Below are 22,728 nucleotides of genomic sequence, written 5' to 3'. Positions count from 1 at the left end.
CTACTCGTGGATCAGTTGCCGTTGATACTGTGGGTCAGCCTTGATCTGCTGTTCGGTAAACGGCAACGGGCTGAGCTTTTTCGCGGAAAACGCCTGGGTCTGGTCCTTGAAGTACGGCGACGCCGGATCGCTGGACAGTGAGAACGCCAACACGCCTTCCGCTTTCGGCCCCTGGTCGTCGAAGGTGACGATCTGCAAGTAACTGCTGCCGCTGACCACCTCACGCTTGCCATCGGCCCTCGGCACGCTTTGCATGGCGTTGTAGATCCCCAGTTCCTGTGGGCCACCGTGCATCGGAGTGCTGCCCGAGACCTGGATATCGCCCCAACGAGTGCCTTCTTTCAACCCCGATTCACTCACCTGCGCCATTGACGCCAGCATTGCCTCACGCAACGCCTTGGCCACCTCCGGCTGCTCGATGAGCAACCCGCGCGGGGTGGTTTGTGGGTGGTCCGGGTCAAACGCAACGCGCCACACCTGCGGCACTTGCTGCAGGTGCTCCATGACCTGGAAGAAATGCACCAGGCCCAGGCCGCTGTCGAGGTTGGCCTTCTGGTCCCAGTCCTTGAGGCGGGTACACAGGGTTTTCAGGGCGGCATCCGTCTGTTGCGCGCAGAACTTGAGCAGATCCGGCATCACCTGCCCAGCCAGGTACACCTGGTTATCCAGCACCATGTGTTGCAAATCGGCGACGGTGATCGGCTGTGTGTCCAGGTCCTGCAAGCGCTGCAAGGCAAAACGCGAACGTGCGCCCAAGGCAATGTGATCCTGGCTGACCACCGGCGAAAAGCCGGCCAGCGGGGCCTTGGGGTTGGCCATCCAGGCCGAGTCGTTGGAGTGCTGCACGTAGTCCCGGCGCGCCAGCTGCGGCAGTTGATCAGCGGCAAAGATCCCCGGCTGGGCGGCGCGCGGGTCGATATCCCAGGCGCAGGCACTATGGGCACCGTCGAGCATGATCATCTGCAGGCCGGCACGCGGGTCGCTGCATTGTTCGAGTTTTTTTGCACTGACGTTCGGCACCACCGACAGGTTCATATACAGGCTCTGCCCCTGATCGTCCGCCGCCAGGGTGTTGACCCAGGGAATGCCTTGCAGGCGGTGTACCGAGGCTTGCAAGTCCTTGAGGCTGCGGGCCTGGTTCATCGCGTACCACTGCTGCAGCACGCGGTCATTGCCCAGGTTGGCGTCGCGCAGGCTGAAAGCGTATTGCCCGTTCCAGTCGAGCTTGCCCGGCCATTGCACCACCGGCCCGAACTGCGAACTGTAGACCGTTTGGGTGTGGGCCTCGGCGCCCTTGACCTGTACCGTTACCTGGGTTTTCTGCAGGGGGATCGACTTGCCGTCGAGCAAATAGCGGGTCGGGTCCTTCGGGTCCAGGGTCAGGCGATACAGGGTGAAATGCTTGGATGTGTCCACCGTATGGGTCCAGGCCACATGCTGGTTGAAGCCGATATTGACCACCGGCAGGCCCGGCAAGGCGGCGCCCATTACGTCCAGCTGACCAGGAATGGTCAGGTGCATCTGATAAAAACGCATGCCGCCGATCCACGGGAAATGCGGGTTGGCCAGTAACATGCCGCGCCCGTTGAACGAGCGCTCGCTACCCACCGCCACCGCGTTGCTGCCGCGCTCCAGGGCAAAGCGTTGCTGCTTCAAGGTGGCGACCTCAAACGCTCGCACATCGCTCTGCACCGCCACGCCTGGCTGGGGTGGCGTCGCCCCCGCCAAGGCCTCGGCGAATTGCCCGACACCACCTTCCACCAGCAATCGGCGGGTCAGCTTGACCAGGTCATCGGTCGTGATCGGCCGCACCCAGGCGCCCTGGCACTGCATCGGTCGGTCCTTGGCCCCGCGCTCTTGCATGTAGCGGTTGTAACCCGCCGCATAGCCGGCAAGACGCTGCTGCATCTGCGGGGTCTGTGCCTTCCAGAAAGCCGTCACTGCTTCGGGCGTATTGAGCCAGGTAAAGAACACATCGCTGGTCAGGTTGTTGCGCTCTTCCAGGGTCGCCTGCTCGGCACCGAAGTAGCGGGCGCGCTGGCCATTGACCGTGACCACTTCGTTGGCCAGCAGGCACAGGTTGTCCTGCGCGTAGGCATAGCCGATGCCATAGCCCAGGCCGCGCTCATCGTTGGCGCGGATATGCGGGACACCAAACCCGGTGCGGCGGATATCGGCGCTCAGTGTGCCCGCCTGCACGTCGCTCACCTGGCGGGCCGTCGCACACAGGCTCACCCCCAGCAACACACCCGCCACGCAAACCCTGGACAACCCGTTGGAAATAATCACGCAGACCCCATCATCAAGCCAAATTGAACGCCCAAGGCGGGGCCGACTCGCCAACACCAGCCCATGGATAAAGACGTAGAAATCCGCAGAAATTTAGGCAGCGCGCGCCTTATTTACCGGCGCCAGGAAGGTGACAGACGTGAGACCGAGAAAATTTATCCCTCTTGGACTTCATGATTTGCGTGGCTCATACGTCTTATTAACTAAAGAGCACCATCGTTTTCCTGATCAGGCTCTGATAAGGAGTTTTTGCATGCACAACCCGCAACTGCCCACGGACGGACATTTTATGGCACACGACGCCGCTTTCGGCGCAAGTAACCCAGCCTTCGGCAAGGCCCCCGAGCATCAAGGCAACCAACGCATCCGGCATCTGCTCAAGTGTTTTGGGTTGCGTACCAGCCTGATCCGGCTGAAAGTCATCGACGCCCTGCTCACCGCCGCCGAGAACGGCCGCTCGCTGGGTGTACGGGGTGTGCACAGCCACTTGCTGGAACTGGGCATCCCGCTGTCGTTTCTCAGTGTGCGCGAGGTGCTCAAGCGCCTGTGCAGCGAGGGCGTGATCACCCTCAACAGCGACAAAAGCTACAGCCTCCATGAAGAGGCTGCCAAGGTCCTGGCTGCCAGCGCCTGACTTACAGGTTGGGCTTGACCTTGCGGCGCATGATGCCGTTGATCACCACCACAATCACCGCCACGGCAATGGCGATGTACTGGAACGTCTTCTCACTGATGGCGCCGATGTTCTGCAAATAGGACAGGCCAAACATCGTGCCGAGGACGACCAGGGAAATCAGAATCGAGTAAATCAAGCGTTGCTTCTGGGTCATGACGGGTTCCTGAAACCTGAAAATTGTATCTGGAGCGTATCAGGGCCTCATGTTACAGGCGATAAAGCGCTTTGGCATGACCCTATTTGCCTTGCCAGCGCAACGGTTGTGGCGAGCGGGCTTGCCCGCGCTGGGCTGCGTAGCAGCCCCAATACACCCAGCGCATTGCTTCAGTTGAACACGCGGGGCCGGATTTTAGGGCTGCTACGCAGCCCAACGCGGGCTAGCCCGCTCGCCACGGGGCAGTTGGTCAGGGGCTTATTGGTCCTTGAACTGCGGCGCACGCTTGGCCACGAACGCGGCCATGCCTTCCTTCTGATCCTGGGTCGCGAAGGCGGCGTGGAACACCCGGCGCTCAAAGCGCACGCCTTCCGACAGGCTGACTTCAAAGGCGCGGTTCACGCTTTCCTTGACCATCATGCTGATCGGCACCGATTTGCTGGCGATCAGCGCCGCAACCTTGAGCGCCTCGTCCAGCAGTTCGTCCGCCGGCACAATCCGCGCCACGATGCCGCAACGCTCGGCCTCCACGGCGTCGATAAAACGCCCGGTCAGGCACATCTCCATGGCCTTGGCCTTGCCCACCGCACGGGTCAGGCGCTGGGTGCCACCCATGCCCGGCAGGACGCCGAGGTTGACTTCCGGCTGGCCGAACTTGGCCGTGTCACCGGCCAGGATAAAATCGCACATCAACGCCAGCTCACAGCCGCCCCCCAGGGCAAAACCATTGACCGCCGCGATGATCGGCTTGCGGCGGTTGGCCACACGGTCGCTGTCGCTGAACAGATCGTCGAGGTAGATCTGCGGGTAGGTCAGCTCGGCCATTTCCTTGATGTCGGCGCCAGCGGCAAAGGCTTTCTTCGAGCCGGTCAACACGATGCAACCGATGTCGGGATTGGCTTCCAGGCTGTCCAGGGCCTGGTTCACTTCGCTGACCAATTGCGCGTTCAAGGCATTCAGCGCCTGGGGGCGATTGAGGGTAATCAGCCCGACACGGCCTTGAACGTCGAGCAAAATGGTTTCATAACTCATTGATCCGTTCCTCTTCAAAGATTGCGCGAAATGACCATGCGCTGAATATCACTGGTGCCTTCATAAATCTGGCAGACCCGCACATCACGGTAGATCCGCTCCAACGGGAAGTCGCTCAGGTAACCGTATCCACCCAGGGTTTGCAAGGCGGCAGAACAGACTTTCTCGGCCATTTCCGAGGCAAACAGCTTGGCCATGGACGCCTCCACCAGCGCAGGCTTGCCGCTGTCGCGCAGGGCCGCCGCGTAGTGCACCATCTGCCGGGCCACAGCGATCTGGGTGGCCATGTCCGCCAGGCGAAACGCTACAGCCTGGTGCTCGATCAGCGGTTTGCCGAAGCTTTCCCGCTCACGGGCGTAATCCCGGGCAGCTTCGAACGCCGCACGGGCCATGCCCACCGATTGCGCGGCAATACCCACGCGACCGCCCTCCAGGTTGGCCAGGGCGATTTTGTAGCCTTCGCCCTCCTCGCCCAGGCGGTTGGCGACCGGCACCTTCACATCCTCAAACAGAATCTGACAGGTGTCGGACGCATGCTGGCCCAGCTTGTCCTCGACCCGCGCGACGGTGTAGCCCGGCGAGTCAGTGGGCACGATAAACGCGCTGATCCCACGCTTGCCGGCCGCAGGATCGGTCACGGCAAATACAATCACCACCCCGGCGTTCTGCCCGGAGGTGATGAACTGCTTGCAGCCATTGAGCACGTAATGATCGCCCTCAAGACGCGCGCGGGTTTTCAGGCTGCTGGCATCGGACCCGGCCTGGGGTTCGGTCAAGGCAAACGCACCGAGCATTGCGCCGCTGGCCAGGGGCTTGAGGAATTGTTCTTTCTGCAGGTCATTGCCGAACTTGAGAATGGGCACGCAGCCCACCGAGTTGTGCACGCTCATGATGGTCGAGCAGGCGCCATCACCGGCAGCGACCTCTTCCAGGGCCATTGCATAGGCCAGGTAGCCGGTGTCGCAGCCGCCCCACTGTTCCGGCACGAGCATGCCGAAAAAACCCAGCTCGGCCATCTCAGCGATAGCCTCCCTGGGGAAGCGATGCTCGCGGTCCCACTCGGCAGCGAACGGTTTGAGCCGCTCCTGGGCGAATTGCCGGGCCGCGTCGCTGATTTGCAGTTGTTCGTCATTGGGCAACATAAAAATTCCTTAATCCAGGCATTCGACGGCCATGGCGGTGGCTTCACCGCCGCCGATGCAGATGGCTGCAACGCCGCGCTTGAGGCCCCGCTGGCGCAGCGCTGAAAGCAGGGTCACGAGGATCCGCGCGCCGGATGCGCCAATCGGATGCCCCAGGGCACACGCGCCACCGTGGACGTTGACCTTGTCGTGGGGGATTTCCAGCTTGCTCATGGTCACCAGGCTGACCACGGCAAAGGCTTCGTTGATCTCGAACAGGTCGACATCGCCCAGGTCCCAGCCGGTCTTGCTCATCAGCTTGCGAATCGCCCCCACCGGCGCCACCGGGAACAGCCCCGGCTCATCGGCAAAGGCCGCATGGCCGTGGATCACTGCCAGAGGCTTGAGCCCACGCTTCTGCGCTTCGGACTGGCGCATCATCAGCAAGGCCGCCGCGCCGTCGGAGATCGAGCTGGAGTTGGCCGCCGTCACCGTGCCGCCTTCGCGGAACGCCGGCTTCAAGGTGGCGATCTTGTCCAGGCGCGCCTTGGGCGGCTGCTCGTCATCGGTGATGGTCTTTTGTTCCTTGCCCACGGTGACCTGCACCGGGACGATCTCGGCGCTGAAACGCCCGGCACTGATCGCCTGCTGGGCGCGGGTCAGCGAGGCAATGGCAAACGCATCCTGGGTTTCGCGAGTAAAGCCATTGGCCTCGGCGCAATCCTCGGCAAAGGTGCCCATCAGGCGGCCCTTGTCATAGGCGTCTTCGAGGCCGTCGAGGAACATATGGTCAAGCACCCGGCCATGGCCCATGCGGTAGCCGCTACGGGCCCGATCCAGCAGGTACGGGGCATTGGACATGCTTTCCATGCCGCCGGCGATCACCACCTGCACGCTGCCGGCCAGCAGCGAGTCATGGGCGAGAATCGCCGCCTCCATGCCCGAACCGCACATTTTGTTGAGGGTGGTGCAACGTGTCGATTTATCCAGGCCGGCACCCAGCGCGGCCTGGCGTGCCGGGGCCTGGCCGAGACCGGCGGGCAGCACGCAACCGAACAGCACTTCATCCACGGCGTCGTGGGCGATACCGGCGCGCTCGACAGCCGCACGAATCGCGGCGGCGCCCAGTTGCGGCGCGGTCAGGCCCTTGAGGTCGCCCTGGAAGCCGCCCATGGGCGTGCGTACGGCGCTGACAACAACAATCGGATCGTGAAGCTGAGTCATGACAAATCCTCCTTACTTGGCCGCCATGCGCAAGGCCCCGTCAAGACGGATCACCTCGCCATTGAGCATGCTGTTTTCAATGATATGCCGGGCCAGCGCGGCGTATTCGGCCGGTTTGCCCAGGCGTGGCGGGAACGGCACGCCGGCCGCCAGGGAGTCACGAACCTCCGGGGTCATGCCGGCCATCATCGGTGTTTCAAAGATGCCCGGGGCGATGGTCATCACGCGGATGCCGAAGCGCGCCAGTTCACGGGCGGCCGGCAGGGTCAGGCTGGCAATCGCGCCCTTGGACGCCGCGTAGGCGGCCTGGCCGATCTGCCCGTCGAAGGCCGCCACCGAAGCGGTGTTGATGATCACCCCGCGCTCACCGTCGGCATCCGCCGTGGTTTCGGCAATCGCCGCTGCGGCCAGGCGCAGCAGGTTGAAGCTGCCGACCAGGTTGACGTTGATCACCTGGGCAAAGCTGGCCAGGGCATGGGGCCCATTCTTGCCGAGGATTTTCTCGCCACGCACCACGCCCGCGCAGTTGACCAGGCCATGCAGGGCGCCAAACGCCGCCACCGTGGCCTGTACCGCAGCTTCGGCGGCCGCTTCCTGGCTGATATCCGCGACCACACTGCGCGCCTGCGCGCCCAGTTTTGCAGCCTGGGCCGCCACGGCGTCGGCATTCAGGTCCACCAGCATCACCTTGGCGCCTGCGGCCACCAGCATTTCGGCGGTAGCCGCGCCGAGGCCCGAAGCGCCGCCGCTGACCATAAATACCTTGTTTTCAATCTGCATCGTTGTTTCCTTAAAGAGGGATCAAGCCGTGGTCGCTGCCTGGACCTTGGCGATTTCCTGGTTACGCAAAATAAACCGCTGCAGCTTGCCGCTTGGGGTCTTGGGCAAGTCGCTGACAAATTCGATTTCCCGTGGGTAGGCGTGGGCCGCCAGGCGCTTGCGCACATGCAGGCGCAGTTCCTCGGCCAACGCGGCGTCGGCGCGGTACTGGCTGTTGATCACCACAAAAGCCTTGACCAGTTCGGTGCGCTCGGCGTCCGGCTTGCCGACCACCGCGGCTTCGATCACCGCCGGGTGCTCGACCAAGGCGCTTTCCACATCAAACGGTCCTACCCGGTAGCCAGACGTCGTGATCACATCGTCGCTGCGCCCGACAAAACTGATGCTGCCATCGGGGTTCAATTCCACGGTGTCGCCGCTCAAGTAGTACTTGCCGACGAAGGCCTTGGTCTTGACCCCTTCATAGCCGGCGAACCAGCACATCGGTGACTGCTCGCGGTCGATCGCCAGGATGCCGGGCTGGCCGGCGGGCAGTTCGTGGTGGTTGTCGTCCAGTACCACGATGCGGTGCCCCGGCGAGGCAAAGCCGGCGGAGCCGACATGCACCGGGTGTTCCAGGCCGTGGTGGTTGCACAGGACCATGCCCAGTTCGGTCTGGCCGTAATGGTCGTGGATGGTCACGCCCAGGTTATCGGCGAACCAGCGGATCACTTCCGGGTTCAGCGGCTCGCCGGCGCTGCTGACAATGCGCAACCGGCCCTTGATCGAGCGCGCGAACTGTTCGCCGCCGGCGATCAGCAGGCGGTAGGCCGTGGGCGAACCGGTCAGGTTGGTGATCCCGTATTTGTTGATGACCCGGCAGGTGCTTTCCAGGGTGAACGGGCCATCGTAGAAGGTGATCGGATGGCCCATGGACAACGGCCCGGTCACACCGAAGTAGATGCCATAGGCCCAGCCCGGGTCGGCGACGTTCCAGAACGCGTCTTCGGGGCGCAGGTCCACGGCGTCGCGGGTATAACTCTGGAACGCAACCAGGGCCTTGAGCGGCACGGCCAGGGCTTTCGACGGGCCGGTGGTGCCAGAGGTGAACATCAGCAGGAATGGATCATCGGCGCCCAGCAGTACCGGTTCGCACACATTCGAATAGTTGGGCAACTCGGCCCAGAAGCTGAAATCGCCGCGCACAATGCCTTCGCCCTTGGCGCCGGCCACGGTGACGATGGTCGGGCAGTCAGCGACTTCGGCAAGCTTGCTGCGGTTGACCGCGTCGGTCACCACCAGCGCCGCGCCGGAGCTGTTCAGGCGATGCTCGATGGCCTTGGGGCCAAAGGCCGTGAACAGCGGTTGATAGACCGCGCCGATGCGCCAGGTGGCGAGCACCGTCACCAGCAATTCGGCAGTGCGTGGCAACAGGCCGGCGACCTTGTCGCCACGCTTGACGCCCTGGGCCAGGAGGAAGTTGGCCAAGCGCGCCGCCTGATCCTGCAATTCGCTGAAGGTCACGGTGGCGCTGCGGCCATCCTTGCCCTCCCAAAACAACGCAATGCGCCCCGGTAACGCGTGCCGGTCGCAGCATTCGACGCAGGCGTTGAGCGCCTGCAGGTGGCCGGCCAGTGCGGCCTCGACGGTTTGCTGGTAGTTGAACTGGGTGGTAGCAGCCAAATAATCGCGCATCGTGGCAAATCCCTGTGTCTTTTGTTGTTTTGGGGGGCGTGCTTTTGCGGGGTTGAATCGGGGGAAATAGTGGCGCCAGAGCGGCGCAGGGACAATGGTCAAAGCTTTCAATGTGGCTGACTGGTTTGGCCAATGGCGCCATGGACCAAACCGTTGCGTCATAGAGGCCAACAATCAGCCGGTCAACGCAAGCGATTGGACGCCCCGCCCGCCGGCTTCTAATCTGAGGGCCTGCGCCACGAAGAAGCCCCTCGATGATTGTTCGCCCCAAACCCAACCTATTCGGCATCCTGTTCTCCCTCAAGGGTTCGATTGCCAAGCGTATTGCCCTGCGCAGCCTGCTGGTGACCCTGCTGGCCTCGGTGATCGTGCTGGTGGAAACCCTGCACCCGGCCTACTTCTCCAAGGTCAACGCCACGCCGTTCACCCTGCTCGGGCTGTCACTGTCGATTTTCATGAGTTTTCGCAACAACGCCTGCTACGACCGCTGGTGGGAAGGTCGCAAGCAACTGGGGCAGATGGTCATTGAAATCCGCTCGCTGATCCGCGAAACCCAGGTTTTCACTCAGCCCGGCGAGCGCGAGGGCCTGTTGCGCGGCCTGTGTGGTTTTGCCCATGGCCTGGTGGCACGCCTGCGCCTGGAAGACGAGGCCCGTGCCATCCAGCCGTGGGTCAATGTCGAGCCCGGCCACCCGAACCTGCCGGACCGGATCCTGCAAACCCTCGGCGCCCACTGCTCGGATGCCGCGCAACAGGGGCGGATCAGCGACTGGCGCTACACCCAGCTGGAAACCCGCCTGGTGGGTCTCAGTCAAGTCCAGGCGGCGTGCGAACGGATCAAGAGCACACCGCTGCCCTTCCCCTACACGTTGCTGCTGCACCGCACCATCTATCTGTTCTGCATCCTGCTGCCCTTTGCCATGGCCGAGCCCCTGGGTTGGCTGACGCCGATTTTTACTGCCATCGTCAGCTACACCTTCTTTGGTCTGGATGAAATCGGCGATGACCTGGAGGACCCCTTCGGCTTCGACGAGAACGACCTGCCTTGCAATGCCATCGTGCGCACCCTGGAACGGGAGATCCTCGCCGCCCTGGGCGAAACTGCCCTGCCAGCGCCCCTGGAGCCCGTGGACTATGTGCTGACGTGACGCGGGTTTGACACTCGCCGGTGTCTGACCGAAGCTGAGCGCTTTGCACTAGCTGCCCAGCTTTCGGACGCCTGCATGTCAAAGTCACGCCGTTACGCGATCATCGGCCTGAGCGCCCTGTTATTGGTGGTACTGGTTTTTTGGTATTTCTCCCGCAGCCCGAGCGTGTCCGTGCCGCCGGCTGTTGCCCACGGTTACTCCAAAGCCCTGAAAAAAGCGCATAACGGCGAGCCCGGCGCCGCGCGCGTGCTCTATCAGCAACTGGCGCGACCAGACCTGTCCGACGTGCGCCGCGCCGCCCTGCACAGCGAATTGCACAACTACCCAAGCCCCCAGGCCTTGAAGCTGGCGGACAAGGACTTGAGCCACCCATCCCCCCTGGTGCGCCAGGCAGCCATTGCCAGCATTGTCGGCCTGGTGCCCAGCGGCCAGCGCACCCTGTTGCTGGGCCCGTTGCTCGAGGATGACCAGCAAAGCGTGCGATTTGCCGCCGCCAACGCCCTGCTGGGCCTGTCGCCCGACACCCTGGGCCTGTATTTCGGCCCCTTGCAGCTCGTGCTGGATGAGTATGTAAAGTACCTCAAGGCCCAACCCGAAAGCCCTGATGGCTGGATCCAGCTGGCGCGCCTGTACATCCACAGCGCCCTGTTGCCCGAGGCCCAACATGCCCTGGAGCAGGCGCTGCGCCTGGACCCGGACAACCTGCCGGCGGTGGTTTCACGCATCGAGTTGCTGGATAAACAGGGCAAGGTCGATGACTCGCGCCAGATCCTCGCCACCCAACTGCAAGCCCACCCCGAGTCAGCCTATCTGCAACACGCCCTGGGCATGTGGCTGCTGCACCATGGCGAACGGGAATACGCACTGCTGGGCCTGTCCAAGGCGGTGGAGCTGGAGCCCGACAATCAGGATTACCGCTACGACCTGGCCACCACCTTGCATGACCAGGAGGAACTGGAAGCCGCCCAGCGCCAGCTGGAAGAAATCGTCCAGCGCCATCCCGCCAACCGCAAGGCACGGGTGCTGTTGATCAACTACTGGAAGGAAAGCGGCCAGTTGCAGAACGTGCAAGTACTGCTGGCCCAACTGGAGCAGCAAAACCCGGACGATCCCGCGCTGCAGCAGGGCCTTTGAAGCGCTGCAGGCATTGCAAACTGTGGATTGGCCTGCACAAAAACGAGAAAACGTTGAACCGCCCCACAGCCCCACGGTCAAGTGAATATGGCGCGCCTTAGCCGGCACGCCGCTCAACTTATACGTGACCCGAGGGCACTTCTTGTCTACATCCAAAGAGCTGTTCACAGCAAAGGCGGCCACCGGCATCGAAGGTCTTGATGACATTCTTTCCGGGGGGCTATCGCGTAGCCATCTGTTCCTGCTCGAAGGTGAGCCCGGCACCGGCAAGACCACCGTGGCCCTGCATTTTCTCCAGGCCGGGGCCAAGGCCGGGGAACGATCGCTGTATATCACCCTGTCGGAAACCGAGCGCGAGCTGCGCCAGGGCGCCCAGTCCCACGGTTGGGAGCTGGATGAACATATCCATATCTTTGAACTGACCCCACCCGAAAGCCTGCTCAATGCCGAGCATCAGCAAAGCCTGCTGTACTCCTCCGACCTGGAGCTGGGCGAGGCCACCCGGCAGATTTTCGAGGTGGTGGAACGGGTCAAGCCGACCCGCGTGGTGATCGACAGCCTCTCGGAAATCCGCCTGCTGGCGCAAAGCTCGTTGCGCTATCGCCGGCAGATCCTGGCGATCAAGCACTACTTCGTGCGCTACGACGCCACCGTGCTGCTGCTGGATGACCTGACCACCGAATCCCTGGATAAGACCGTGCACAGCGTGGCCCACGGGGTGATCCGCCTGGAAGAACTGACCCCCAACTACGGCGCGGAACGACGCCGGGTCCGGGTGGTGAAGTACCGGGGCCAGAAGTATCGCGGCGGCTTCCACGATTTCACCATTATGCAAGACGGTGTGCATGTGTTCCCGCGCCTGGTGGCCGCCGAGCACCGCGGTGGCTACAACCGGCAGACCCTGACCAGCAGCATTCGCGAGCTGGATGCGCTGCTGGGCGGCGGTATCGAGACCGGCTCCAGCACCCTGATCCTCGGCCCTGCCGGTACCGGCAAGTCGCTGATCTCGATGATCTTCGCCGCTGCCGCAGTGGCCCGTGGCGAAAAAGCCGCCCTGTTTATTTTCGATGAAGAGCTGGGCCTGTTGTTCGACCGCATGAACAACATAGGCATCGACCTGGCCGCCCTACAAGCCACCGGCAATCTGCTGATCGAGCAGGTGGACGCCGCCGAGCTGTCGCCCGGCGAATTTTCCCACCGGGTGCGGCGCTGCGTGGATGAGCGCCAGATCAAGACCGTGGTTATCGACAGCATCAACGGTTATCAGGCGGCCATGCCCGAGGAAAACGCCCTGGTGCTACACATGCACGAGCTGTTGCTGTACCTCAACCGCCGGGGCGCAGCGACCTTCATGACCGTGGCCCAGCACGGGTTGGTCGGCGACATGCAAGCGCCGGTGGATATCACCTATCTGGCCGACACCGTGATCCTGCTGCGCTACTTCGAGGCCCTGGGCAAAGTGCGACGGGCCATTTCCATCATCAAGAAACGCACCGGCAGCCATGAGTCGACCATTCGCGAATACCGCATCGGCAGCCAGGGCATGACCATCGGCGAACCCCTGGAAGCCTTCCAGGGCGTGCTGCGCGGCGTCCCCACCTACATGGGTGCCGGCAACCCGCTGCTCAAGGATGAGCGCTTGTGAGCAGCCTGCCGGCCATTTCCGAGCGCGCGATCATTCTCGCGCCCTTGGGACGGGACAGCACGCTGGCGCTGATGATGCTCAACGAAGCAGGTTTCAGCGGTATTGCGACCCCCAACCTGTCATCGCTCTGCGATGAACTGGAACAAGGCGCGGGCCTGCTGATCATCGCCGCCGAAGCGTTGCATGGGGTCGGGCTGGAGCCGCTGCTGGAGTATCTGCAGCAGCAGCCGGCCTGGTCGGACCTGCCCATCGTACTGCTGACCCACCATGGTGGCACCGAACAGAACGCCTCATCGCACTTGAGCGCCAGGCTGGGCAACATCACCTTGCTGGAGCGGCCGTTTCACCCGGTGACCCTGATCAGTCTGGTGACCACCGCCCTGCGCGGGCGGCGACGACAGTACGAAGCCCGCGACCGCCTGATCGACCTGAGCCAGAGCGAACTGCGCCTGCAAAGCACCCTGGAAACCCTTGAGCAGCAGGTCGAAGAACGCACTGCGCAATTGCGCAGCAACGAAGAAGCCTTGCGCCAGTCACAAAAAATGGAAGCCGTCGGTCAATTGACCGGCGGCATCGCCCACGACTTCAATAACATGCTCACCGGGATTATCGGCAGCCTGGAGCTGCTGCGCCGGCGCCTGGCCCGGGGCCGCCTGGATGACCTCGACAGCCTGATCGACCTGGGTGTGACCTCGGCCAACCGCGCCGCCGGCCTGACCCACCGCCTGCTGGCGTTTTCCCGCCGCCAGTCGCTGGATTCCAAGCCGGTGGAGATCAACCAACTGGTGACCTCCATGGGCGAACTGCTGCAACGCAGCCTCAATGAAAGCATCGTGCTCGACATGCAGTTGAGCGGGCAGCTGTGGACCGCCGAAGCCGACCCCAATCAACTGGAAAGCGCCCTGCTCAATCTGGCCCTGAATGCCCGGGACGCGATGCCTGATGGTGGTCGGCTGGTGGTGGAAACCCGTAATCGCCACCTCGACAACGTGTTTACCGCCGCCTACGGCACTTTAACCCCCGGCGACTACGTGGAGCTGAGTGTCAGTGACACCGGCTGCGGCATGCCGGAAAACGTCATCAGCCGAGCCTTCGACCCCTTCTTCACCACCAAGCCCATCGGCCAGGGCACCGGCCTGGGTTTGTCGATGATCTACGGCTTCGCCCGCCAGTCCCATGGCCATGTGATCCTCCACAGCGAGGTCGGCAAAGGCACCACGGTGAGCCTGTTCCTGCCGCGCTGTGTCGGTGAAGTTACCGTCGATGCCCCCCTGGACGCGACCCTGCCGCCATTCGCCAACGCCGGTGAAACCGTGCTGATCGTCGAGGATGACCCGGCGGTACGGGTGCTGGTGAGCCAGGTGCTGAGTGAGCTGGGCTATGCCTTTGTCGAAGCCGCGGATGCTGACAGTGCGCTACCGATTATCGAATCCAGCCAGCGCATTGATCTATTGATCAGTGATGTAGGGTTGCCGGGGATGAACGGTCGCCAGTTGGCAGAGATCGGCAGGCAGATTCGCCCGGACTTGAAGGTGTTGTTCATTACCGGGTATGCCGAGCATGCGGCGGTGCGCGGGGGGTTCCTGGATCCGGGCATGCAGTTGATCACCAAGCCCTTTACCTTCGACCTGCTGACGGCGAAGGTGCGGGAGATGATTGCGACGTGACACGGAAGAGCACAGCGGGAGCCAGGCTCCCGCATCGCACAGCGATCAGGCAGCAGGTGCGCGTAGCACGCGGGCCTTGGTGAAGACGATTGCATGCTGATTATCGGCAAGCCAGTGCTGGTTTTTTACTTCACGCCAACAACCGTTGGATATGCTCCTGCAGCGTATCCAGGTCAAACGGCTTGGCCAGGATCGGTGCATTGCGCGTAATCGGGCTATTGCAGTCGAGGATCTCCTGCGGATAACCACTGATAAAGATCACCTTCAGCTCCGGCCGCAGCTTGATCGCGGGCTCGGCAATCTGCACCCCGGAAATTCCGCCAGGCAGGCGATAGTCAGTCACCATCAAGTCCAGGTGGGGCTTGGAAGCGAGGATTTCAAAGGCCTGCTCGCCGTTGATGGCCTTCAGTACCCGGTACCCCAGGCCCGAAAGGTACTCGCCCAATACGAACATGATCGACTCGTCGTCCTCGACGATCAGTACAACATCTTGCGCATCTTCACTCATGGGAAGCCTTTGTCCGGTCAATTGCTGCTGATACGACCCTTGGGTCACGCAGAGGTTGCGTCTGGCTGACGATTGATTTCACGCCGCGCCTGCCAAAGGCAGGCACACACGGAACAATGCGCCCTCGCCTATCCGGCTCTCGACTTCAATCGTGCCGCCGTGGGCCGCAACGATCTGCTCAGAGATAAACAGCCCCAGGCCCAGCCCTGCCACCGCATGGTTGGCGGACACCCGCTCGAACTGCTGGAAAATCCGCTTCTGATTGTCTTCGCTGATGCCGATGCCGTGATCCCGTACTTCCACCCTGGCCTCGTCATGTTCGGCGTACACCCGCACCGTCACCGGGCTCTTGGCGCCGTAGCGCAGGGCATTGGTCAGCAAGTTGGAGACCACCTGCTCAATACGAAACTCATCCCACTTGCCCTCCACCGGCTGCGGCGCATCCAGTTGCACCGACGACTCGGCCGCTGCCACTTGTGGGGCAAAGTTCTCCAGCAGGTTGCGCACCAACTGCGCCAGGTCGAAATGCCCCGGGCGGATCGACAATTTGCCGGTGCGGATCCGCGAGACGTCGAGCATGTCTTCGATCAAGCGGATCAGGCTCTGGATCTGCCGCTCATCGCGGTCGACCATGGCGTGCATCTTGTCCAGGGTAAAGGCGGCCGCGTTATCCCGAGCCAGGTGCATCTTGCGCAGCTGGGTTTCCAGGATCAGGCCGTTGAGGGGCGTGCGCACCTCGTGGGCGACGATCGACATGAAGTCATCGCGCATGCGCACCGCCTGCTCCAGTTCCGCCTGGGCCGCCTGCAGGCGGTTGAGCAACAGTTCCTGCTCGCGGCGACTGTGCTCCAGGGCTTCGACCTGCAGCTTCATGGCCTTGCTCTGGCGATACAGGTCGACGAACACATTGACCTTGCTCTTGACCGCATGGATGTCCAGCGGCTTGTGCAGGAAGTCCACCGCACCGCTCTCATAGCCTTTGAAGGCGTAGTTGAGCTCACGACCGGCGGCGCTGACAAACACGATGGGAATGTTCTTGGTCTTTTCGGTGCCGCGCATCATTTCGGCCAGTTCGAAGCCATTCATGCCGGGCATCTGCACGTCGAGAATGGCCATGGCGAACTCGTGCTCCAACAGCAGCGACAAAGCTTCGTCGGCACTCAATGCCTTGTAGACATGACGGTCCTCGCGCTTGATCAGCGCTTCAAGGGCCAGCAGGTTTTCCGGCAGATCGTCGACGATCAGCAGTTTGGCCTGGATAGTACTTAGCATGGGGAGGGTTCCAGGGAAGCCAGCAAATCGCCAATGCGGCTCAAGGTGAGAATATGGTCAGGGGTATGCAGCGCCAGGGCCGCCATGGGCATTACGGCCACCCGGGCCTCCGCAGGGTCCTGGATGACGGTGGTACCGCCGAGCTGCTTGACCTGGGCCAAGCCGCGCGCGCCATCCTGGTTGGCGCCGGTTAGCAGGATCGCCAGCAGGTTCGGGCCATAGACGTCGGCGGCCGACTCGAACAGATAATCAATGGCCGGGCGGGAGTGATGCACGCGCTCTTCCTGGCTCAAGGACAGGCTGTGGTCATGCTCCACCGACAGGTGGTAGCCGGGGGTGGCAAAATACAGGGTGCCGGGCTGGATCGTTTCCTTGTCCCGGGCTTCTACTACCGGTATTGCCAGACGCCGATCAAAGACTTCTGCCAATTGGCTGCGACGTTCATCCGGCAAGTGCAGCACGGCGATGATCGGTAGGTTGAACCCGGGCGCCAAGGCCCCGAAAACACTCAGCAACGCCTCGACCCCGCCGGCGGAAGCGCCAACGACAATGGCTTGGACACCCGACACCAAGGCCGGGCTGGCAGCTGCTTCATTCATGATTTGCGGTAGATCCGTTCTTGCTTGACCAGGGGTTCGAACTGTTTGCTGTAGGCGGAGAAGTCCAGGGTTTCCTTACTGCCCAGCACCAGGAAGCCACGATGACACAGCGACTCATGAAACAATCCAAAGGCCCTATCCTGCAACTTTTTATTGAAATAAATCAGCACGTTACGACATGAAATTAATTGTGTTTCTGAGAATACGCTATCCGTCGCCAGGCTGTGGTCGGCGAACGTTACGTTCTCGCGCAGAGTCTTGTCGAAGATTGCGTAATCGTAGGCCGCCGTGTAGTAATCGGCAAACGACCGCTGCCCGCCCGCCTGCTGGTAGTTGTGGGTATAGGCTCGCACACTCTCCAGGGAGAAGATCCCCTGCTTGGCCTTTTCCAGGGAGCTGGGGTTGATATCAGTGGCATAGATGATCGTGCGTTCAAGCAGCCCCTCCTCACGCAGCAGGATGGCCATGGAGTACACCTCCTCCCCCGTGCTGCAACCGGCGATCCAGATCTTGATCGACGGATAGGTCTTGAGCAGTGGCACCACTTCCTGGCGAATGGCCAGGAAGTGCGACGGATCACGAAACATCTCGCTGACCGGAATGGTCAGGAACTGCAGCAACTGCATAAAGGCCGTGGGATCGTGCAACACCCGCTCCTGCAAGGCCGAAATGGTCTTGCAGTCGAACTGGCGCAAGGCATGGGCCACACGGCGCTTGACCGAAGCCCCTGAGTAGTCGCGAAAGTCATAGCTGTACTTGAGGTAAATCGCCTCGATCAGCAAGCGCAGTTCAATATCAGTACTTCGATCCACTTAGTGTATTTCCACTTAAATGCGTTCCATCTTGGGCAACCACACCCGGATCAGCGAGAACAGGCGGTCCAGGTCAATGGGCTTGGCCAGGTAATCGTTGGAGCCCGCCGCGAGGCAGCGTTCCTGGTCGTCTTTCATCGCCTTGGCCGTCACCGCGATGATCGGCAGCTTGCGCCAGCGCGGATCCTGGCGGATCAGGGCGGTGGCTTCGTAGCCGTCCATCTCCGGCATCATCACGTCCATCAACACCAGGTCGATGTCCTCGACCTCATTGAGTCTCTCGATGGCCTCACGGCCGTTACGGCCAATGACCACAATCGCGCCCTTGTGCTCCAGGGCGCTGGTGAGGGCGAAGATGTTGCGTACATCGTCGTCCACCAGCAGCACCTTGCGCCCCTCGAAGACCTTGTCGCGACTGCGGGCGGTCTTGAGCATCTTCTGCCGCTCCTGGGACAGCTGGGATTCGACTTTGTGCAAAAAGAGTGTCACTTCATCCAGCAACCGTTCAGGTGAACGTGCGCCCTTGATGATGATCGAGCGCGAATACTTGCGCAGCTCCGCCTCTTCGTCCCGGGTCAGGTTGCGCCCGGTGTAGACGATCACCGGCGGGAACGAACAGATATCCTCGGTGGCCATGCGCTTGAGCAACTCGTTACCGAGCATGTCCGGCAGCTTGAGGTCGATGATCATGCAGTCGTAGACCGTGCTGCGCAGCAGGTCCAATGCTTCCTGGGCGAAGCCGACGGCGGTGATTTCAATGTCTTCATCGCCGATCAGGCGGGCGATGCTCTCGCGCTGCAAGTCGTCGTCTTCCACCAGCAGGATGCGTTTGACCTTCTGCGTCAGCTTGGCCTCCAGGCGTGCAAACACGTCCTTGAGCTCTTCGCGGGTGGTGGGCTTGACGGCATAGCCGATGGCGCCCATATGCATGGCGGCCTCCACGCGATCCTCCACGGAAATCACATGCACCGGGATGTGGCGGGTCTCGGCGTGCTCCTTGAGGCGTTGCAGCACGGTGAGCCCGGAGTGGTCCGGCAGGCGCATGTCCAGCAGGATCGCGTCGGGCAGGTACTGCTCGGCGAGGTTGTAGCCCTCGTCCGCACCATGGGCCACCAGGCAGTGGTAGCCCAGTTCATGGGCCAGGTCGAAGAGGATCCGTGCAAAGTTCGGCTCGTCCTCCACTACCAGGATGCAACGGGTGGCGAACGGTGCCAGCTCGCGGTCGTCGGCAAAACGCGGGATCAATGCTTCGTCTGCCACCGGCAGCGGCGAAATTTTCACTGGCGCCACGGGTGCCGGGGCAACCGTCACGGCCCGCGGCTGCTCGATAGCCGGCGCGTCTTCGTCGCGCTCCACATACTGCTCCGGCAGCACCAGGGTGAAGATACTGCCCTGGCCCGGCTCACTGGTGACATTGATATAGCCGCCAAGCAAGGTGGCCAGGTCACGGGAAATCGACAGCCCCAGGCCCGTACCGCCATAACGACGGTTGGTGGTGCCATCAGCCTGGCGGAACGCCTCGAAGATGCTTTCCTGCTGGTCCAGGGCGATGCCGATCCCGGAGTCGCGCACGGTAAAGGCAATGCCCTCCCCCGGCTGGCGGGAAATGGTCAGGCTGACCTGGCCCTTCTCGGTGAACTTGACCGCATTGGACAGCAGGTTCTTGAGGATCTGCTCCAGGCGCTGGCGGTCAGTGAACAGCATCAGTGGCGCGCCGGCCTGGACCTCCACCTGGAAACCCAGCTTGCGGTCGCTGGCCAACGGCTCGAACATCCCGCGCAAGCCCTCGGCCAGGCGCGCCACGCTGGTGTTTTCGGGGCGCATATCGAGCTTGCCGGCCTCGACCTTGGCGATATCCAGGATGTCGTTGATCAGGTTGAGCAGGTCGTTACCCGCCGAGTAGATCGACTCGGCAAACTTGACCTGTTCGGCGCTGAGGTTTTCCTCGGAGTTCTCCGCCAGCAACTTGGCCAGGATCAGCGAGCTGTTGAGCGGCGTACGCAGCTCATGGGACATATTGGCCAGGAACTCGGACTTGTACTTGCTCGAGCGCTGCAACTCATCGGCGCGCTCCTCCAGCTCGACCTGTACGCGATTGAGCTCGACGTTCTTGCGGTCCATGGCGTCGCGCTGGTCGGCGAGGATCTGGGTCTGATCGGCCAACTGTTCGTTGGTCTGTTCCAGCTCGGCCTGCTGGGTTTCCAGGTGGGCCTGGGACTCCTTGAGGATGCGCGACTGCTCTTCCAGCTCCTCGTTGGCGGTCTTGAGCTCTTCCTGCTGCACTTGCAGCTCTTCATTGAGCTGCTGGGTCTCGGCCAGTACTTCCTGCAGGCGCTGGCGATAGCGCGCCGCCTCGATGGACGTGCCGATATTGCCGGCGATCAGCTCCAGCAGCTCCACATCGCGCTCGTCCAGTGCGCGCAGAAAGCCCAGCTCGATCACCCCGTTGACCCGATCATCATCGCTGGTCGGCACCACCAGCACGCTGCGCGGTGCGCCATCGCCCAGGCCGGAACTGACCTTGAAGTAGTCCACCGGCACATCATCCAGGCGAATCAAGCGATGCTGCTGGGCAGCCTGGCCGACGATGCCCTCGTCGCGGTAGATCGCCTGCTCCTGCTGCTCCTGCTCACGGGAGAAGCCATACGTCGCCACGCGCTTGAGGCCACCGTGCTCCTCGCGCACATACAGCGCGGCCACCACCGAGCCCATGTATTGGGCACAGAACTGCAGGATATTGCGCCCCAGCAGGTTCAGGGTCAGTTGGCCAAGCACCTGTTCGGCCAGCTCGGTCTGGCCGTTGCGCAGCCAGGCCTGCTGTTCCAGGCGCTTGGCAATCTTCATCTGCGAGGCCAGGTTGGCACTGTAACTGTCTGAAAGAGCTAATAGATTCTTCCTTCCGACATAGGCCAGGAAGCCGCTCAAGCCCAACACGAACAGCAAGTAAACCGCCACGCTGAATACCGTGGTGCGGGTCACGTCCTTATTACGCTCGAGCCGGAACTGCTGCTCCATGGCAATCGCTGCGTCGTATTCCTTGCGGATCTCGTCGGTCAGACGCTTACCCCGCCCGGCCTTCACCGCGCCACGGTAGTCGCCGTTTTGCCGTTGCATGTCGATCATCGTCTGGGCGTAGTTGTTCCACTCCAGCTGCAATGACTCCAGGCGCTTGAGACGATCCACTTGCTGGGGGTTATCCGCGACCAACGACTGCAAATTGCGCAGATCGGAAATGATCCGCGGCTTGGCCACCTCGTAGGGGTCGAGGAAATGCTCGTCGCCGGTAATCAGGAACCCGCGCATGCCGGTTTCCTGATCCACCGTCAGTTTTGCGGTCTCATTAAGGTTATTGATCACCCGGTCCGTGTGTTCCACCCACTGGATCACCGACAACAGATAGGTGATCAGGCACACGAAAAACACCGCGCTGAGCACGCCCACACCCAACGGCAAAGCCACGTTGCGGCTCAGGAGTTTGCGGAAGCTGTTTTCATCGACTGACGAAGCGGGAGTCATGGGCGTGCCTTGGCCAAGTGCGGAAAAACCGGAAGTTTGCCCCAAAATCGACCACAAGGGCTATGTTTCTGCCGTATTTCAACGACACAGCCAGGACATCAAGCCTGATTATCGGCACAATGCCCGCCCTGTTTCGGGAACTTGCCGGGATCGACGCAACTCACTAGAGGATGGTCTTTCAACTGCTCAAGACCTGTACCTCCACTATCTGGGAACCCTCACTATGTCCGCAGCCTCCACCATCCTTGTCGTCGAAGACGACGCCATCGTGCGCATGTTGATCGTCGATGTGCTCGAAGAACTGGAGTTCAAGGTGCTTGAGGCGGCAGACGCCGAAGCGGCGCTGGCGTTCTTGGAAGACAGCGCCCATGTGATCGACCTGATGATGACCGACTGGGGCCTGCCGGGCATGAATGGCAAGGAACTGGCGGATAAAACCTGCACATTGCGCCCAGCCCTGCCCATCCTGCTTGCCAGTGGCTATGCCGAAAACATTGAGTTGCCTGCCGGTGTGCAGATGATTGCCAAGCCGTTCTCCATTGAGCAACTGCGCGACAAAGTCAAAGGCATGCTGGTGGGCGGCTGATCGCACCCAGGTGTCCGTAGGCGGCCTTGTTGTGGCGAGGGGGCTTGCTCCCGCTGGGGCGCGAAGCGACCCTGAAACGAGACTGGGGCCAGCCCGCTCGCCACAAGCCACTGTTCGCGCTCGCTATTTGGCCTTGAACTTGGAGTAGGACTGGTGCAAATCAGCCGCCCAGCCGTCTATCACCCCCTTCACGTCAGCCGCTTTCATGACCTGGCTATCGTTCTCCAGCGGCTTGCCAGTGCCTTTGCGCACAACCTGGGCAAGCACCCGCCCACTGCCACCATCGAGAAACTGCGCCTCGGTGCCCAAGGTGGTTTCCTGGTCGCGAATCCCCGTGCCGGTACTCACCGCTGCTGCCACCAAGGCCACCGGAATGAACTCATAGGGCTTGAGGCCTTCAGTCTTGCGACTGACCGCCGTGATCGCCGCCCGTACCACGATCACCCCGGGGCCCGGAGCGCTGGCCAGTGGCAGTGACTTGACCAGCTCACGCTTTAGCGCCTGGTTGTAGTACTCGTTGATGCTGCGCAAGGTGTCTTCGGGGATTTGCGCCGTGGCTTGGGGCTTGGGGAAAAACTGGGTCGGTTCGATATACACCGAGGTGTAGCGCTTCAGATTCAGCTTGGGATCGACCCAGCGCATCACCTCTACGCCCGATGGCGACTTGGCTTCCTTCAACTGGCTGTAGTCCGAAAGAAACCCCGAATACTCGTCCGGCTGTGGGACTTTACTCGCGCAACCGGCCACCCCGAGTGAGGCAATACACAACGCACTGATCATCAGCCCTAGCTTCATGGCGCAACTCCTTGGCGTTTATCGCCGAAACGTGAAGTTACAGGTATAGCCAATTCTGCAGAAATAACCTGCCTCCAGCCCCCCAGTGCGGGTTAT

Annotated in this window: 19 protein-coding genes; 6 read left to right on the top strand and 13 right to left on the bottom strand. The window is 62.0% G+C overall.

The features are described from left to right. Positions 1 to 2,289: an acylase gene (locus PSH73_RS11730; RefSeq protein WP_057959750.1), complete on the bottom strand. Its 2,289-nt coding sequence runs from the start codon at positions 2,287 to 2,289 to the stop codon at positions 1 to 3. Positions 2,290 to 2,542: 253 nt separating this feature from the next. Between PSH73_RS11730 and PSH73_RS11725 the strand changes: the two genes are divergently transcribed. After that, the gene (locus PSH73_RS11725) at positions 2,543 to 2,923 is read left to right on the top strand and encodes a hypothetical protein (RefSeq protein WP_057959751.1); all 381 of its coding nucleotides are present in this window, start codon (positions 2,543 to 2,545) and stop codon (positions 2,921 to 2,923) included. 1 nt (position 2,924) lies between these two features. Here the strand turns inward: PSH73_RS11725 and PSH73_RS11720 are convergent, their stop codons facing one another. The 6 genes from PSH73_RS11720 to PSH73_RS11695 all read right to left on the bottom strand — a co-directional run bounded on the left by PSH73_RS11720 (position 2,925) and on the right by PSH73_RS11695 (position 8,950). Beyond that, the gene (locus tag PSH73_RS11720) at positions 2,925 to 3,119 is read right to left on the bottom strand and encodes a hypothetical protein (RefSeq protein WP_057440092.1); all 195 of its coding nucleotides are present in this window, start codon (positions 3,117 to 3,119) and stop codon (positions 2,925 to 2,927) included. Between the two features lie 258 nt (positions 3,120 to 3,377). After that, the gene (locus PSH73_RS11715; protein WP_115128145.1) at positions 3,378 to 4,151 is read right to left on the bottom strand and encodes an enoyl-CoA hydratase; all 774 of its coding nucleotides are present in this window, start codon (positions 4,149 to 4,151) and stop codon (positions 3,378 to 3,380) included. A gap of 14 nt (positions 4,152 to 4,165) precedes the next feature. Next, the gene (locus tag PSH73_RS11710) at positions 4,166 to 5,293 is read right to left on the bottom strand and encodes an acyl-CoA dehydrogenase (RefSeq protein WP_057959753.1); all 1,128 of its coding nucleotides are present in this window, start codon (positions 5,291 to 5,293) and stop codon (positions 4,166 to 4,168) included. 9 nt (positions 5,294 to 5,302) lie between these two features. Further along, positions 5,303 to 6,496, bottom strand: a complete 1,194-nt coding sequence (locus tag PSH73_RS11705) for an acetyl-CoA C-acyltransferase (protein WP_169990081.1) — start codon at positions 6,494 to 6,496, stop codon at positions 5,303 to 5,305. 12 nt (positions 6,497 to 6,508) lie between these two features. Next, positions 6,509 to 7,276 (bottom strand): SDR family NAD(P)-dependent oxidoreductase, encoded by a 768-nt coding sequence (locus PSH73_RS11700; RefSeq protein WP_057959755.1) that lies wholly within the window; start codon positions 7,274 to 7,276, stop codon positions 6,509 to 6,511. Positions 7,277 to 7,297: 21 nt separating this feature from the next. Continuing rightward, positions 7,298 to 8,950 carry an AMP-binding protein gene (locus tag PSH73_RS11695; protein WP_057959756.1) on the bottom strand — a complete coding sequence of 551 codons (1,653 nt, stop codon included), beginning with the start codon at positions 8,948 to 8,950 and terminating at the stop codon, positions 7,298 to 7,300. 254 nt (positions 8,951 to 9,204) lie between these two features. On the opposite strand from PSH73_RS11695, the gene PSH73_RS11690 reads away from it, so the two are divergent. From PSH73_RS11690 to PSH73_RS11675, 4 genes are all read left to right on the top strand, one after another. Beyond that, a complete protein-coding gene (locus PSH73_RS11690) occupies positions 9,205 to 10,098 on the top strand; it encodes a bestrophin family protein (protein WP_115128142.1) in 894 nt (297 codons plus the stop codon). 75 nt (positions 10,099 to 10,173) lie between these two features. Further along, on the top strand, positions 10,174 to 11,232 hold the full coding sequence (locus PSH73_RS11685; protein ID WP_120732924.1) for a HEAT repeat domain-containing protein: 1,059 nt from the start codon (positions 10,174 to 10,176) through the stop codon (positions 11,230 to 11,232). Positions 11,233 to 11,374: 142 nt separating this feature from the next. Then, positions 11,375 to 12,877 (top strand): ATPase domain-containing protein, encoded by a 1,503-nt coding sequence (locus tag PSH73_RS11680; protein WP_057959759.1) that lies wholly within the window; start codon positions 11,375 to 11,377, stop codon positions 12,875 to 12,877. Beyond that, positions 12,874 to 14,544: a response regulator gene (locus PSH73_RS11675; protein WP_305462551.1), complete on the top strand. Its 1,671-nt coding sequence runs from the start codon at positions 12,874 to 12,876 to the stop codon at positions 14,542 to 14,544. Before PSH73_RS11680 ends, PSH73_RS11675 begins: the two co-directional genes overlap by 4 nt. A 130-nt stretch (positions 14,545 to 14,674) precedes the next feature. Here PSH73_RS11675 and PSH73_RS11670 read toward each other — a convergent pair whose 3' ends face one another. The 5 genes from PSH73_RS11670 to PSH73_RS11650 all read right to left on the bottom strand — a co-directional run bounded on the left by PSH73_RS11670 (position 14,675) and on the right by PSH73_RS11650 (position 21,251). Further along, on the bottom strand, positions 14,675 to 15,052 hold the full coding sequence (locus tag PSH73_RS11670; RefSeq protein WP_057440084.1) for a response regulator: 378 nt from the start codon (positions 15,050 to 15,052) through the stop codon (positions 14,675 to 14,677). A 78-nt stretch (positions 15,053 to 15,130) separates the two neighbouring features. Next, a complete protein-coding gene (locus PSH73_RS11665; protein ID WP_120732918.1) occupies positions 15,131 to 16,324 on the bottom strand; it encodes a hybrid sensor histidine kinase/response regulator in 1,194 nt (397 codons plus the stop codon). Further along, entirely contained in the window at positions 16,318 to 16,923 is a 606-nt protein-coding gene (locus PSH73_RS11660) for a chemotaxis protein CheB (RefSeq protein WP_115128139.1), read from the bottom strand. Before PSH73_RS11660 ends, PSH73_RS11665 begins: the two co-directional genes overlap by 7 nt. Further along, positions 16,920 to 17,735, bottom strand: coding sequence for a protein-glutamate O-methyltransferase CheR (locus PSH73_RS11655; protein ID WP_057440081.1), 816 nt, complete (start codon positions 17,733 to 17,735; stop codon positions 16,920 to 16,922). Before PSH73_RS11655 ends, PSH73_RS11660 begins: the two co-directional genes overlap by 4 nt. Before the next feature lie 15 nt (positions 17,736 to 17,750). Beyond that, entirely contained in the window at positions 17,751 to 21,251 is a 3,501-nt protein-coding gene (locus tag PSH73_RS11650; RefSeq protein WP_169990075.1) for a response regulator, read from the bottom strand. A gap of 223 nt (positions 21,252 to 21,474) precedes the next feature. Between PSH73_RS11650 and PSH73_RS11645 the strand changes: the two genes are divergently transcribed. Then, positions 21,475 to 21,837: a response regulator gene (locus tag PSH73_RS11645; RefSeq protein ID WP_057959764.1), complete on the top strand. Its 363-nt coding sequence runs from the start codon at positions 21,475 to 21,477 to the stop codon at positions 21,835 to 21,837. 123 nt (positions 21,838 to 21,960) lie between these two features. On the opposite strand, the gene PSH73_RS11640 is transcribed toward PSH73_RS11645, so the two are convergent. Further along, entirely contained in the window at positions 21,961 to 22,632 is a 672-nt protein-coding gene (locus PSH73_RS11640) for a DUF3313 domain-containing protein (RefSeq protein ID WP_057959765.1), read from the bottom strand. Positions 22,633 to 22,728 lie beyond the last annotated feature (96 nt).

The organism is Pseudomonas sp. FP2294, assembly GCF_030687625.1.
Classification (GTDB): domain Bacteria; phylum Pseudomonadota; class Gammaproteobacteria; order Pseudomonadales; family Pseudomonadaceae; genus Aquipseudomonas; species Aquipseudomonas shahriarae.
This window is presented reverse-complemented; position numbering and strand designations above follow the sequence as displayed.

What these genes read in the sequence shown, in the direction of transcription:
- PSH73_RS11725 (WP_057959751.1), top strand. Translation starts at nt 2,543, where the DNA reads ATGCACAACCCGCAACTGCCCACGGACGGACATTTTATGGCACACGAC.
- PSH73_RS11720 (WP_057440092.1), bottom strand. Translation starts at nt 3,119, where the DNA reads ATGACCCAGAAGCAACGCTTGATTTACTCGATTCTGATTTCCCTGGTC.
- PSH73_RS11715 (WP_115128145.1), bottom strand. Translation starts at nt 4,151, where the DNA reads ATGAGTTATGAAACCATTTTGCTCGACGTTCAAGGCCGTGTCGGGCTG.
- PSH73_RS11710 (WP_057959753.1), bottom strand. Translation starts at nt 5,293, where the DNA reads ATGTTGCCCAATGACGAACAACTGCAAATCAGCGACGCGGCCCGGCAA.
- PSH73_RS11705 (WP_169990081.1), bottom strand. Translation starts at nt 6,496, where the DNA reads ATGACTCAGCTTCACGATCCGATTGTTGTTGTCAGCGCCGTACGCACG.
- PSH73_RS11700 (WP_057959755.1), bottom strand. Translation starts at nt 7,276, where the DNA reads ATGCAGATTGAAAACAAGGTATTTATGGTCAGCGGCGGCGCTTCGGGC.
- PSH73_RS11695 (WP_057959756.1), bottom strand. Translation starts at nt 8,950, where the DNA reads ATGCGCGATTATTTGGCTGCTACCACCCAGTTCAACTACCAGCAAACC.
- PSH73_RS11690 (WP_115128142.1), top strand. Translation starts at nt 9,205, where the DNA reads ATGATTGTTCGCCCCAAACCCAACCTATTCGGCATCCTGTTCTCCCTC.
- PSH73_RS11685 (WP_120732924.1), top strand. Translation starts at nt 10,174, where the DNA reads ATGTCAAAGTCACGCCGTTACGCGATCATCGGCCTGAGCGCCCTGTTA.
- PSH73_RS11670 (WP_057440084.1), bottom strand. Translation starts at nt 15,052, where the DNA reads ATGAGTGAAGATGCGCAAGATGTTGTACTGATCGTCGAGGACGACGAG.
- PSH73_RS11665 (WP_120732918.1), bottom strand. Translation starts at nt 16,324, where the DNA reads ATGCTAAGTACTATCCAGGCCAAACTGCTGATCGTCGACGATCTGCCG.
- PSH73_RS11660 (WP_115128139.1), bottom strand. Translation starts at nt 16,923, where the DNA reads ATGAATGAAGCAGCTGCCAGCCCGGCCTTGGTGTCGGGTGTCCAAGCC.
- PSH73_RS11650 (WP_169990075.1), bottom strand. Translation starts at nt 21,251, where the DNA reads ATGACTCCCGCTTCGTCAGTCGATGAAAACAGCTTCCGCAAACTCCTG.
- PSH73_RS11645 (WP_057959764.1), top strand. Translation starts at nt 21,475, where the DNA reads ATGTCCGCAGCCTCCACCATCCTTGTCGTCGAAGACGACGCCATCGTG.
- PSH73_RS11640 (WP_057959765.1), bottom strand. Translation starts at nt 22,632, where the DNA reads ATGAAGCTAGGGCTGATGATCAGTGCGTTGTGTATTGCCTCACTCGGG.